Origin of the sequence: Sporomusa sp. KB1, assembly GCF_007830295.1 — a bacterium.
Lineage (GTDB): Bacteria > Bacillota > Negativicutes > Sporomusales > Sporomusaceae > Sporomusa.
This window is the reverse complement of the sequence record NZ_VLKC01000001.1, coordinates 212,857-226,088: the sequence shown is the minus strand read 5'-3', so window position 1 is coordinate 226,088 and position 13,232 is coordinate 212,857. Positions and strand designations below refer to the sequence as shown.

15 protein-coding genes are annotated in these 13,232 nt (G+C 45.5%); 6 read left to right on the top strand and 9 right to left on the bottom strand.

The genetic code is table 11. From position 1 onward, the window contains the following. Positions 1-86 precede the first annotated feature (86 nt). From SALPA_RS00995 to SALPA_RS28115, 6 genes are all read left to right on the top strand, one after another. On the top strand, positions 87-1,307 hold the full coding sequence (locus SALPA_RS00995; RefSeq protein ID WP_145088612.1) for an autotransporter strand-loop-strand O-heptosyltransferase: 1,221 nt from the start codon (positions 87-89) through the stop codon (positions 1,305-1,307). A 123-nt stretch (positions 1,308-1,430) separates the two neighbouring features. Next, positions 1,431-1,631 (top strand): hypothetical protein, encoded by a 201-nt coding sequence (locus SALPA_RS00990; protein WP_145088610.1) that lies wholly within the window; start codon positions 1,431-1,433, stop codon positions 1,629-1,631. Positions 1,632-1,669: 38 nt separating this feature from the next. Further along, on the top strand, positions 1,670-2,086 hold the full coding sequence (locus SALPA_RS00985) for a hypothetical protein (protein WP_145088608.1): 417 nt from the start codon (positions 1,670-1,672) through the stop codon (positions 2,084-2,086). A 166-nt stretch (positions 2,087-2,252) separates the two neighbouring features. Next, positions 2,253-3,278, top strand: coding sequence for a molybdopterin-binding protein (locus SALPA_RS00980; protein WP_145088605.1), 1,026 nt, complete (start codon positions 2,253-2,255; stop codon positions 3,276-3,278). Positions 3,279-3,466: 188 nt separating this feature from the next. After that, complete coding sequence (locus tag SALPA_RS00975; protein ID WP_145088603.1) at positions 3,467-6,199, top strand: molybdopterin-dependent aldehyde oxidoreductase; 2,733 nt, start codon at positions 3,467-3,469, stop codon at positions 6,197-6,199. Between the two features lie 200 nt (positions 6,200-6,399). Further along, entirely contained in the window at positions 6,400-6,570 is a 171-nt protein-coding gene (locus tag SALPA_RS28115) for a hypothetical protein (protein ID WP_186450841.1), read from the top strand. A gap of 170 nt (positions 6,571-6,740) precedes the next feature. Here SALPA_RS28115 and SALPA_RS00970 read toward each other — a convergent pair whose 3' ends face one another. The 9 genes from SALPA_RS00970 to SALPA_RS00930 all read right to left on the bottom strand — a co-directional run bounded on the left by SALPA_RS00970 (position 6,741) and on the right by SALPA_RS00930 (position 13,183). Further along, on the bottom strand, positions 6,741-6,947 hold the full coding sequence (locus SALPA_RS00970; RefSeq protein WP_145088601.1) for a DUF1657 domain-containing protein: 207 nt from the start codon (positions 6,945-6,947) through the stop codon (positions 6,741-6,743). A gap of 14 nt (positions 6,948-6,961) precedes the next feature. Next, the gene (gene spoVAE / locus SALPA_RS00965) at positions 6,962-7,315 is read right to left on the bottom strand and encodes a stage V sporulation protein AE (RefSeq protein ID WP_021170884.1); all 354 of its coding nucleotides are present in this window, start codon (positions 7,313-7,315) and stop codon (positions 6,962-6,964) included. Positions 7,316-7,329: 14 nt separating this feature from the next. Then, the gene (gene spoVAD, locus SALPA_RS00960) at positions 7,330-8,331 is read right to left on the bottom strand and encodes a stage V sporulation protein AD (RefSeq protein WP_145088599.1); all 1,002 of its coding nucleotides are present in this window, start codon (positions 8,329-8,331) and stop codon (positions 7,330-7,332) included. Further along, on the bottom strand, positions 8,332-8,811 hold the full coding sequence (gene spoVAC / locus SALPA_RS00955; protein WP_145088597.1) for a stage V sporulation protein AC: 480 nt from the start codon (positions 8,809-8,811) through the stop codon (positions 8,332-8,334). Between the two features lie 13 nt (positions 8,812-8,824). Beyond that, positions 8,825-9,685 carry a DUF421 domain-containing protein gene (locus SALPA_RS00950; RefSeq protein WP_145088595.1) on the bottom strand — a complete coding sequence of 287 codons (861 nt, stop codon included), beginning with the start codon at positions 9,683-9,685 and terminating at the stop codon, positions 8,825-8,827. Positions 9,686-9,700: 15 nt separating this feature from the next. Then, complete coding sequence (locus SALPA_RS00945; RefSeq protein WP_145088593.1) at positions 9,701-9,907, bottom strand: DUF1657 domain-containing protein; 207 nt, start codon at positions 9,905-9,907, stop codon at positions 9,701-9,703. Positions 9,908-10,102: 195 nt separating this feature from the next. Continuing rightward, the gene (locus SALPA_RS00940; protein WP_145088591.1) at positions 10,103-10,807 is read right to left on the bottom strand and encodes a zinc dependent phospholipase C family protein; all 705 of its coding nucleotides are present in this window, start codon (positions 10,805-10,807) and stop codon (positions 10,103-10,105) included. A gap of 36 nt (positions 10,808-10,843) precedes the next feature. Next, the gene (locus tag SALPA_RS00935; RefSeq protein ID WP_145088589.1) at positions 10,844-11,971 is read right to left on the bottom strand and encodes a glycosyltransferase; all 1,128 of its coding nucleotides are present in this window, start codon (positions 11,969-11,971) and stop codon (positions 10,844-10,846) included. A gap of 99 nt (positions 11,972-12,070) precedes the next feature. Continuing rightward, positions 12,071-13,183, bottom strand: a complete 1,113-nt coding sequence (locus SALPA_RS00930) for a YibE/F family protein (protein ID WP_145088587.1) — start codon at positions 13,181-13,183, stop codon at positions 12,071-12,073. Positions 13,184-13,232 lie beyond the last annotated feature (49 nt).

The following is a 13,232-nucleotide window of genomic DNA, read 5'->3' as shown; positions in this document are numbered from 1 at the left end:
TTTAAAATGATCAGAAAAAAGGTCTCGCAATAACATTATTGAGTTGAATAAATCTAGTGCTTGATAAAAGGAGAGAAGAACTATTCATGAACCAAACGCAAGAAGGAACACCCTCCCAGCCAGCCAAGAAACCCTACGTAGTCTTTGACGCCGGTCCGCTCACTTGCAAAACTGACGTTAGCGGATTAGAGTTCGACTTTAATTACGGAGCTCGCGTCCAAGTCCCGTCAGGCAACTGGCGCGTCAAAATCACCGACCGCGATACCTTTGTCACCCTCTATGATACTAGCGCAGATAATGTTTTGGTTACCAGCACCAAAAAATATTACGTCAATTTTGGCCTGGAAATCTACCTGGACGATAAACTGATACTACGCCATGACATGAACTTGTCAGGAAAAAAAGTTCTCATCAAATATCCGGTTGGCACTCTGGGCGACATCATTGCCTGGTTTCCTTATGCCCAGGCCTTTAAATACAAACATGATTGCGAGGTTTACTGCGCCATGGCCCCCGAACTGGCCGATCTGTTTCGCCCCGCTTACCCGGAACTAAACTTCATAAGTCCTGACGAGCGTCCCCCCGAAGTTTACGCTTCTTATTACATGGGCATATTCTTTCCTTGTGATGACCGTGTGCACCAGCCGGTGGACTGGCGCATCGTCGGGCTGCAGAAAACCATTCCCTACCTGCTCGGTTTGCCGGTGGAAGAGCTTCGCCCTAGGATTTTGCCACACAACTTGGAAAGAACCATTGCAGAGCCCTATGTTTGTATTGCCACCCAGTCCAGCAGCCAGGCCAAATATTGGAACAACGGCAACGGTTGGCTAGAGGTTATTAAACATCTCAAGAGCAAAGGTTATCGCGTACTGTGCATTGACAGGGAAAATTGCCACGGCGCCGGCAGCCGTTGGAACACCATCCCTCATGGTGCTGAGGATTTTACCGGGACGTTACCGCTATCACAGCGGGTCGATCTTCTCTATCATGCCGACTTTTTCATCGGTCTCTCCAGCGGCCTGTCCTGGTTGGCCTGGGCGGTTGGCAAGCCGGTGGCTATGATCAGCGGCTTCAGCCTGCCTAGCGATGAATTTTACACACCATACCGCATTATCAATTACCATGTTTGTAATGGCTGCTGGAACGACAGCACCATCGAGTTTGAGCATACCGACTTCTCCTGGTGCCCGCGGCACAAAAACACCGACAGACAATTTGAATGCACCCGTTTCATCAACGCTAGCTATGTTAACAGCGTTGTGGATCAGTTAATCCGCGATCATAACTTCAACCCCAAAAAGGAGTAAAATAAGCGGGGCATTTGTGTCCTATCGGCTGATACCTGCTCCGGGCCAATAATGATCCCACGGCATAGCCATCCTGCGGCAGTACGTCGCGAGAGTGACAAAACAAATCCAGGGCCATCTGGAATGTATCGGAAAAAAGGCAGTCCGGTCATCGCCTTTACCATCACCGCGGTGGGAGATATCCAGGAAAACTCGCTACGGGTGAGAAAAAGCGCCCTGGACGCGAGCCCGCTGAAAGCGGCGCGGGTCAGTGCGCCGTTTGAGAAGCCGTCGTTTGACAATGACCTCGATATGGTGATCGCCGTGAGATTTGTCGCCGACTGATTTTGCCGGGCTGTCGTAAAAAGACCTGAGGGGGCGACTTGGCCGCCGCCCAGACTGCTGCGGAAGCGACGAAACAGGCTACCGTGGAAGCTGCCACGCAACAGGCTGCTGCGGCTCAGCAAACCACCGAGCAAGCAGACACTCAGACCGGCACTAGCAATCAGGACCGCCGAACTGGGGACAATACTCCTCCGAATCTGACGGATCGGTTGAATCCGGCTGACCTATGGCAATCGTCAGTTGACGACCCTATTGCTCCTGCCGGTTCGGGCAACTATTCAGCCAACATCCAATCAGTGCAAGCTGATGGAGTTGAGTATCATGTGGAAGATAACGGTTCTGGCAGCGAGGACGACGATTCTAATTTCTTCTTTACGAAAGAGAACTGGCTTGGATACAGGCTAGTTCTCTTTTGCTTGTATAAATACATAAATGTATCGTTACCCGTTGATTAGCATGAAAAACAAGCGCTTTATGTGGCATACATGAATCAGCATAAATAACATCTCAATTGAGAATTATAACCATTGTGTAAAGTGCCAGTTGTTGCACTTTGCCTTTTTATCTATAAATATAGTACAGCTTATGCCAGGTACTTTCATAATATAAGGAGTTGAGCGGATGAAAGCCGTATCAGTATACGAAGCGGAAGGTATGATATTATGTCATGACATTACAGAGATCGTTCCCGGCAAGCCAAAAGGCCGGGCATTCAAAAAAGGTCATGTAGTAAAGCGCGAGGACATACCTAAACTACTGAATTTAGGGAAAGAGCACCTATATGTCTGGGAAGTAAATGAGAATGCCTTACATGAAAATGACGCGGCAATTAGAATCGCTAAAGCCGCTGCCGGCCAAGGTATTACCTTGACAGAGCCAGAGGAAGGCAAGGTTGAACTTAGAGCGAAAATGGCGGGTCTGTTAAAAATTAATACCAGTGCATTAGAAAAAATTAACGACATTGATGAAATAGTGCTGGCTACCATACATTCAAATCAGATGGTTGGCTCCGGAGATGCTGTTGCCGGCAGCCGGGTTGTTCCGCTGGTAATTAATACTGACAAAATACGTAATGTGGAAAAAATAGGTGAGGCATTTTTTCCAATCGTGGAGATCAAGCCGCTAAGATCGCTAAAGGTAGGAGTCGTTACCACCGGCAGCGAGGTTTATCATGGGCGCATACAAGATCAGTTTGGCCCGGTTATACAGAGAAAAATAACGGAATTAGGCAGTCAAATTTTGCGGCAGATCTTTTCTGATGATAATGTTACGATGATTTCTGAGTCCATCCGAACGTTAATCAAAGAAGGGGCCGAAATGATTATAACCACCGGCGGGATGTCGGTTGATCCGGATGACGTAACCCCGGCGGGAATTAAAGAGGCCGGTGGCTATGTCATTTCTTACGGAGCACCAGTACTTCCGGGGTCGATGTTTATGCTTGCCCGTATCGGCGATATTCCAGTATTAGGTTTACCCGGTTGCGTGATGTATCACAAAACAACAATATTTGATTTGCTTGTTCCTCGTATTTTAGCAGGAGAAGCAATTACCCGGAAAGACATTACTCACCTGGCGCATGGGGGATACTGTCTCAATTGTGATCTGTGCCAATACCCTCATTGCACTTTTGGTAAAGGCAGTTAGGTGATGAACAATCTTACTTTATCTATATCGTGTATAGGGCAACCAATGTTGGAAAAAACTAAATAAGTCGTTAAGGACTCGATAGCCAAAAGGAGGACAAAGCATGCTAAAAAAGATTTTAAATAGTAATGGTCTAGACAGAACTTTAATTGTAAGTCCGGAAGAAAGAAGTTAAAGGAGAGAACAAAATGCAGAAGAAAATACTGAAGATCAATGGTGTTGCCAGAACATTGATTGTTGATCCAGATCATTCCTTGGCTGAAGTGCTCCGCGGACAGTTAATGCTGACAGGTTGCAAGGTTGGCTGTAAGCAAGCACAATGTGGAGCCTGTTCAATTATTATGGATGGTCGTGTAGTATTGTCTTGCGTGTTAAAAATGAAGAAAGTGCCTGATGAAGCTTGCATTACAACAATTGAGGGGATTGGCACTCCGGATAATCTGCATCCACTGCAAGTTGCCTGGATGGCTTATGGCTGTGCACAATGCGGATTTTGCAGTCCTGGATTTATCTTATCAGCAAAAGTGCTGTTAGATGAAAATACTAATCCTACTAGAGAAGATGTACGGGCTTGGTTCCAGAAACACAAAAATGCCTGCCGTTGTACTGGCTACAAACCGTTAGTCGATGCTGTAATGGCTGCCGCTCAAGTAATTCGCGGCGAAATACGCAAAGAAGACTTGATATACAAACCTGTGGGCAACAAGATATATGGCACTACTTATATTCGCCCATCAGCTCTCCAAAAAGTTACTGGTACATGGGATTTCGGTGCCGATGTTGCGCTCCAAATGCCTGAAGGAACGTTACGGCTGGCTTTAGTACAGGCCGAAGTTTCGCATGCCAATATTAAAGGTATTGATACGTCTGCGGCTGAAAAAATGCCTGGCGTTTATAAAGTTGTTACCCACAAAGATGTCAAGGGTAAAAACCGTATTACCGGTCTTATTACCTTCCCGAGCAATAAGGGGGATGGCTGGGATCGTCCTATCCTGTGCGATGAAAAAATATTCCAATTCGGTGACGCTGTTGCCATAGTTGCCGCTGATACCGAAGAACATGCCAGAGCGGCAGCCAAGGCCGTTAAGGTTGATCTTGAAATACTGCCGGCTTACATGAGCGGGTGGGCTGCTATGGCGCCAGAAGCTATTGAAATTCACCCTGGTACTCCTAACATCTACTATGAACAAGGCGTTGTGAAAGGCGAAGAGACCAAACCTATTATGGATCGCGCTGATGTTGTCACAGCAGAAGTTGAGACTTACTGCAGCCGTCAACCGCATCTGCCACTGGAGCCTGACTGCGGAAGCGCATATATGGATGAGGAAGGCCGTCTGACCATTCACTCCAAGAGTATCGCACTACATCTGCATCATGCCATGATCGTCGCTGGTATCGGCATTGAACCAGAAAAATTACGTCTTGTTGCCAATCCGACTGGCGCAACTTTCGGTTACAAATTCAGTCCGACCAACGAAGCATTGCTGGGCGTTGCCTGCCTCGCTTGCGACTGCAAGCCTGTTTCCCTTGTATTTAATATGTACCAACAAATTACCTATACCGGTAAACGTTCGCCTGCTCTTGTGAAGACTAAGCTTGCTGCAGATAAAACAGGTAAACTGCTGGCAATGGAAACCGCATGGTGGCTCGACCATGGGCCGTACAGCGAATTCGGTGACCTCAATACCGTGCGCCAAGGTCAGTTTACTGGCGCTGGTTATAATATCCCTAACATTCGTGGTAAAGGCTATACTGTGTGCACAAACCATGCTTGGGGCTCAGCCTTCCGTGCTTACGGCTCGCCGAAAGCGTTCTTATCTTCAGAAATCTGCATAGACGAATTGGCTGAAAAACTTGGCATGGATCCATTTGATCTTCGCTATAAGAATATTTACCGTCCTGGCTCTAATACTCCTACTGGCCAAGTACCGGAAGTATTCTGCTTCGAAGAAATGTTCGACAAACTCCGTCCGTTATATGAAGAAGCCAAACAGCGTTGTAAAGAACTCTCAACCCCTGAAAAGAAACGTGGCGTTGGTCTGGCACTCGGTGTCTATGGTTGCGGCCTTGATGGTCCTGACGGCTCACATGCGTGGGCAGAACTCAACGAAGACGGCACTGTAACCATCGGTAACTCATGGCAAGACCATGGTCAAGGCGCAGATCTTGCTACTTTGACTCATGCTCATGAAACTCTCCGTCAGCTAGGCATCACACCTGACCAAATCAAGCTTGTCATGAATGATATGGCCTTTACTCCTGCCAGCGGTCCTTCCGGCGGTAGCCGTCAAAATGTAATGACTGGTAACGCCACAAGGGTTGCTGCCGAAATGCTAGTCAACGCTATGAGAAAATCAGACGGCACTTTCCGCACCTATGCGGAAATGGTAGCCGAAAACATTCCGCTTCACTATGATGGTTCTTGGGCAGCATCCATGTGTACCGACTGCAGTCCTGAAACTTGTCAAGGTGACCCGTTCTGTATTTACATGTACGCAGTATTTATGCCTGAAGTTGAAGTTGATATGAAGACCTTTAAGGCTAAAGTGGTTAGATTTACAACCGTTAATGATATTGGTACGCTTACCAACAAGACAACCTGCGACGGCCAAATCTATGGCGCTCTAGCGCAAGGTATCGGACTTGCTCTTACCGAGGACTTCGATGACCTCAAGAAACACACTAGTTTGGCGGGTTGTGGTCTGCCGATGATTGATGATGTTCCGGATGAAATGGAACTCATTTACAATATTACTCCGCGGGAAAATGGACCGTACGGCTCTGCCGGTGTAGGCGAAGGCCCACTGACTGCTCCACATCCAGCTATCCTTAACGCTATCTACAATGCATGCGGTGCTCGTGTTTATTCTGTACCTGCATTACCTGAAAAAATTAAGGCAGCTTTAGCAGCTAAAAAATAGTTGTAATATAATAATATTTCCAAGGGCGATTTTCTGAACCGCCCTTTCTTCGATTCTGATGCGAAACAAATTGGGTAAATAAAAACTGGTTCACCTGTCTTTCGGGACAAAAACTTCCTCGGATAAGTCGATCAACTATTTCTGATACTAACATTGGTCGACTATTAACGACCAATATAAAAGAAGGGGAGGAACCAGACATGAAAAAAAACAAACAAAAAATAGACCATGCTAACTATCATGTTCCCTATGATGTTCACGGTACTGATTGCTCATCAATAGGTGGAGCTTCACCGGAAATGACTGCATTAACTGAAATGACAATGTATTCTAATACTCCTCCTGCCTCCAATATAACGACTAGTAAATAGGGCGACAGCTCTTTTCTTTTTCCTATAATTTTTCAAATTACAAACAATGTAATTTGAAGCAAAAGGGCACATGAAACTAGAGGAACACTTGGTGGGCTGCGCTATATACAAAAGTGAGTCTGTACTCTAAACTGGTACAGACTCACTTCTTTTACTGTCAATGTATCTCGTTACTGTTGTTTGTATTGTGGTTCTTGCTGCTCAACCTGCTTTTGTCTTTGCTTTAATGTATCAACAGCATTGTCAAGAGTAGTTGCTAACTGTTCGAAGGTTTGCTTTGCCTGCTGATCCTGAGTCTCTAATGAGAATGTCTTCATAGTGGCGGCTGCATTTTGAACAGTTGCAATGGCTTGTGTCATTTGCGTACCTACGGTCATTTACCTCACCTCCTTTATCCTTTCGGTTTACATAGTAAAGACGCCAAAAATCCAAAAATAATTGCCGCTGAAATGCCGGCACTGGTGATTTTAAAAATACCTGTCAATACGCCGACAAGGCCGGTTTTTTCTGCTTCCTGGAGGGCACCCTTTACCAATTGATTGCCAAAGCTGCTGATAGGAACAGAAGCTCCTGCACCGGCAAATTTAATTAAATCGTCATATAGGCCAAAGCCGCCTAAAACAGCGCCAGACACTACTAAAGCAACCATTGTATGTGCAGGCGTTAGTTTCAGTCCATCCATAAGGAGTTGTCCAATTACACATATCGTTCCGCCAACGATAAACGCCAAAACAAACTTTTCCACATAAGCCTCCCGTTTTACATTTCTATTGCTACTGCGTGGGCCACACACGGTATGGTTTCTTTTTGCTGGTACGACATGGGGGAGAGCAAAGCGCCTGTGGCTATAACCAGAATCCGGTTCAGCTCCCCGCGGCGCATGCGATTTAAAAGATGCCCAAAGGTAGTTGTAGCAACGCAGGCGCAGCCACTGGCGCCTGCGAAAACTGGCTGATCTTCCTTGTACATTAAAATACCGCAGTCGGTCAACTTTTCTACAGGGATGCTAAGTCCATGCTTTGTAAGCAAATCTCCGGCAATACGGTGGCCTACTTTGCCTAAGTCGCCAGTCGTAATGAGGTCATAGTATGTTGGGCAAATGTTCAAATCCCTGAAGTGAGCTTCAATGGTGTCAACGGCAGCCGGAGCCATGGCTGCTCCCATATTAAACGGGTCGGAAAGTCCCATGTCGACTACCCGGCCAATCGTAGACGCTGCAACCCGTGGACCTGTTCCTTGTTTGGCAACAACTGCCGCCCCTGCCCCTGTAACAGTCCATTGGGCTGTAGGAGGCTTCTGTGCGCCGTACTCGGTAGGATATCGGTATTGTTTCTCAGAGGCGGCGTTATGGCTGGATGTACCAACAAGGGCATTCTGTGCGAACCCACTATCGATGATCAGCGAGGCTAAGGAAAGGCCTTCCATGGAACTAGAGCAAGCTCCATAGATACCTAAATAAGGAACGGCAAGGGTACGGGCGGTAAAGCTGCTGGGCATAATCTGGTTAATTAAATCACCACTGAGAAAGAACTGGACGTCCTCTTTTTTTAGTCCCGCTTTTTTAATTGCAGTTTCACAAGCTTGTTCCAAAAATTTTTTTTCTGCTTGTTCGTAACTGTCCTGCCCAAGCCAAATATCACCATGAAGCAGGTCAAAATCGTCTGCCAGATTACCCTGTGCTTCAAATGGTCCGCCGATTGCAGCAGAACCAATAATGGTTGGTTTTGATTTGAAAACCCATGTTTGATGACCCTGCAGCATTTACATTCCACCTAACGACGTAATGATTACTTTTACAATCGCAACAATAAAAGCGGAAAAGACACCAAATACAATAACTGGTCCGGCGATTTTAAACATATTTCCGCCGACGCCTAATACAAACCCCTCACTTTTGTGGTCAAGAGAAGCTGAGGTAATTGTATTGGCAAACCCTGTAACCGGAACGGCACTGCCAGCACCGCCCCATTGGGCAATATGATCATATAATCCAAGGCTTGTAAGAATTACTGAAATCAAAATCAGAATCGCAACAGTGGGATCGCCTGCTGTCTTCTCGTCAAAGTTAAAATAGGTACTGAAAAACAACTGTATTCCCTGACCTATTGTACAGATAATGCCGCCTACAATAAAGGCGCGGATACAGTTAATTACGAGTGGACGCTGCGGTTCCCTTGCGCGGGCAAAGTCCTGGTATTGCTGCTGTACAGGGGTTAGATTTTTGCGTTTACTGCTTGACAATGCAATTCACCTTCTAACGCAATAAATATGGCCTAAGCTTTTCCAAAAGTTGTTGTAACGCTGCTGCATGCGTTGAATACATTTGCTTAGCTGCTTCATTTTTTGTCTCTAGCGCAAAGGTCGTGAGATCAGCCTGGACTTTTTCGAAGTTTGCATATAGCATTTCCTTAACCTTTGGCTGTGGTAATTGTACAGAGTCGTCAAACAGATCTAGGTATAAATCACCAGACGAGTCTACCTGCCCGATAAACACATTATCTAGCGATACTCCGCTGGTTTCTAACTGAATACCTAGCCATTCGGTGTTAAATCCCAAAGAAGCCAGAGGTTCACTGATAATGTTGCCATCAAGTATAACTGTCTGCGGTTCTGCCAGGGGAGCCACTTTTATCCCTAAATCGTGGGCGGATACTGGTGTTTTGTCAGATTTCAAAAAAACATTTATATCTCCGGTATCTTCCATTACTGCAAATTCTACATCAGCTAGAGTAAAGGCATTTTTAAAGCGGAGCTCTCGCAGCAATTCCTCACCTGTCAGCCTTGTTTGCAGAAGATTCTCTTCCATGATTTTTCCATGCTTAATTAGTACAGTTTCCTTGCCATTAACAATGTCATGAACCCATTTGCTTTTTAGGGACAGATAATCCAATGCTACTGGAAATAGTACCCAAACACCAAGAGCAATAAATCCGAAGGCGGGATTGGCAATTAAATTTAGGGATAGTAATGCGGCAATTACTGCTGCTACGATATAGCTTACGAATCTAAAGGGTGTCATGCGAGCGATATTTCTTTTTCCCAGCAGCCTGATCAAGAGCAGTAGCGCAAAAAATAATGAAACTGAACTAAATACTATCTGTATCCATGTCTGCATTGCTCAATCTCCTGACTAGTTCCCTTTGTATTGTGGCTCTTGATATTCTAAATTCTGCATTCTTCTTTCAAGGTCATTGATAATTGTTCCGGTAGTTTCCAAAGCTTCTTTGTAAACTAGCTTGGTTTCTTCATTCCGGGTCTGCGACGCATATAACCGTAATGTACCTTGACTGCCTTTTAAAGTAGCTAGCGTTTGTTTGACCTGAGAAGCAACTGTCATTTATATTACCTCCATTTACCTTATTATTATTGTATTTCCGACTTTACATTCAAAGAGATTCTTGAAATTTATGGAAGGAAATTATGCTGTATTAATTTCTGTGAATAATAAAATCCCCCTGGCAACTTATGCCAGGGGGATTTTATGTACAGGGGAGTACAAGCTATAAATATATATTTAAGGGAGTGAGGCTGCTCATGCGAATTGCCAAAAGTCATGTATTTCTGTGGTAAAAGCGTGAAATAAGCCTGCAGTCGTACGCTGGGCCAGAGGAAGAAGAACTTCTGTCGCCTTGTCGTAATGGACTATATCATCTTCGCAGCGGACCCAATCAAAAAATTCGGCAGCGACACAGGCATTATTGGTGATGAGAGACTCAAGTCCCTGGCAGTATAACCCCTCAGTTAGTACAGCGTACTTATCATAATTCGCCTGCACCCAGCCTTCATATTGCTTGTGACCATTAAACAGCTTTGCTCTTGCGTGGTGAGGGACACATAAATCCTGGAGTATATGGGCGGAGGCGCCTAAGAAAAATGTGGCTTTTTTTAAGTCATACTTTTTTGCCGAACAGAGTGCCAACTGATAATATAATTCAAAGTTTTCGATAGCATGTGTGGAGTGCCATAATCCTTTGCCTGAACAAGGTTCAAAATAGTGGTGGACGTTCTTCCAGTCCTTATCCGCCCAGTACACACCTAAGTTAAGTTCGACAATGTAGTTTGATAGAAAGTTCGAACATTGCCAGAGGCCATCGTTCTTGATGATAGCAAGGGCTTGCTGGTTGCAAAATTCATGGGTTAGCCCTGGTTTATCCAAGAAACCTTGAAAGGGGGATACTACCGCTAGCATAAAGTGAAGGCAAGCATCTGTAGGTACAGTTTTTAATGTAGTAATCATAACTCTCTCCTTAGATACTTTTTTCCTAAAGAGACACTAGCTTGCAGGGAATATGGCAGTACGATTGTGTATGCTGGCAGACAGACACAATGCAATGTGGTTCGCTGCGGCTGGTTTGCTCAGGTCGTGGGCTTTTGAACGCATATCATCTAGGATATGCGGCTTAGATAATAGCTCATCAACTAGACTGGCAAGTGTTCGAGCAGGTGAAATACGAAGGGCAACTCCTTGCTGGGTTAGGAAGTTTGCGTTATCCTCTTCTTGTCCCGGTAGGGGACTAAGTAGTAGCAACGGGAGTTCCTGGGCTAGTGCTTCGCTGCAGGTAAGAGCACCAGGCTTAGTAATAAGCAGCGAGGCATTTGCCATAAGCTCATTGATTCGCTCGGTATAGCCCATGACCGTGAGTGGGTTGCAGGACGTGTTTCTTAGGGTTAACAACCTGTCTCTCAGCTTAGCATTATTTCCGGCGACAACAATGATTTTTACTTGTGTTTTTGTAGATTGCAGACTAATAACGGCCTCTTCGATTGCTCCCAAGCCAAGGCCGCCCCCCATAATCAGTATGACAGGGAGACTCCTGTCTTTCGTACGATTGTTCGGGGGAGTTTGGGTAAATTTAGGAGAGATAGGGATGCCGGTTATAAAAATCCGGTCTTTTGCAATCCCATTGTCATGAAGGGCATGTTGAATTTCATTATTGGCCACAAAATAGGCATTAATTTCTTTGTGCAGCCACATAGGATGAAAGGAGAAGTCAGTCATGACTGCAGCCATCGGTAGGGAAAGCTGACCGGTACGGCGTAAGTAAGCGGCGGCACAGCAGGGAAAAGGATGCGTAAAGACTAACATATCAGGGTGATACTCATAAAGTAATTTTACCATTTTCCTTTTCATAATAAGTGCTGTTACATTCTTTACACTAGTACCAGGTTGAGATTTCTGGGACTTGCGGTAGAGAAAATCATAGGCATTGGGAAGAACGTCGAGCATTTTTAGATAGGTTTCTTTAATGAGATGCCCCAAGGAGATTTCCTGGTCCAGAAAATCGACGACTGCGACATTTGTGGCCGGAGAGATACGGTTAAGTTCATCCCGAACAGCATTTGCTGCCTGGATATGACCAGAACCGATCGAAGCGGACACGAGCAATATTTTCTTACTCATAGCACTCACCCCTTAGATTAAAGTAAGGCTCTAGAAGCATTGTAACAAATTGAATGAGAGATGCTGTTAAATGTATGTTATCGTTTAGTTAAAAGTGCATTACTGTCTAATCAGCAGCCATCCAGCCAGCCATGCTGTAAAGGGTGCAACAAGTACAACACCAAAACTACCAACAAGGGTATGGAGGATCTCTGCGGCGATATAGGTCAGGTTCAATATATTAATTACCGGCGTACCCTGAGCCATAAATACCATCATAAGGGCGGTAAAAGAACCAGAGTATGCCAGTAATAAGGTTGTTGTCATTGTACCGACAACTGCCCGGCCAACATTCATGCCAGATGCAACTGCCGCTTTGCGGGTGATTGATGGATTTTTATCAACAAGCTCAGTAACGGCTACTGCAATATCAACCGCAACATCCATCATGGCTCCTGAAGAGGCCACAAAGATCCCGGCTAGGAAAATTTTAGTAAGATCAAGATGACTAAACCCAACATGCAGTAAGGTTTCGGCAAACGGAATAACCGCGCCATGCACTTTAAATAGTTGGCCAAACAAAATAGCCAGCAAACAAGCGGCAATTGCACCGCACATGGTTCCCAGAAAAGAAACTAAGCCGGTACGGCCAAGCCCTGTTACCAAAAAAGTAACACAGCCGACAATAACACAAATAACTAGTAATGAAAGAATAATGGGGTCCCAGCCTTTCAGAAACAGCGGCCAGAGTACCTTCCATAAAACCAGGATGGTAAAAACAAAGGAAAGTACGGCTTTTACGCCAGTCCAGCGGGCAAACCAAAACAGCACAAGTATAAATAGACCAAACAGGAGCATTTCCTTATCAACCCGATAGTGATCAATTAAATTAGCCGCGATAATCCGGCCGTCTTGTCCCTTGATAACGACTAAGGCGGTATCACCAGGCTGAAACACTTTGTCCAATTCCAGCTTTCCAAACAGTGTATTGGTGGCCTGGATTTCCTGACCGGCAAACTCACCTCCCACAACCTGCAAGGTTACCGCTTGCACTCCGGTCTGGACAACGCCACGCTGATGTATGGCTTGGTTATCGACCGCAGTTACCCTGGCTTTACTGCGAATATAATCGTCGTCTTGTGTCGGAAACCCGGTTGGCAGGAAATACAATAGGATACAGAGTATTGCGATAACGAGCACAAAGGGTTTATCTGTATTCCGGGAATAAGGCATAACAGGCATCCTTTCTTACCTAGTTTAGGCCAACCGGGCGGGGATACTC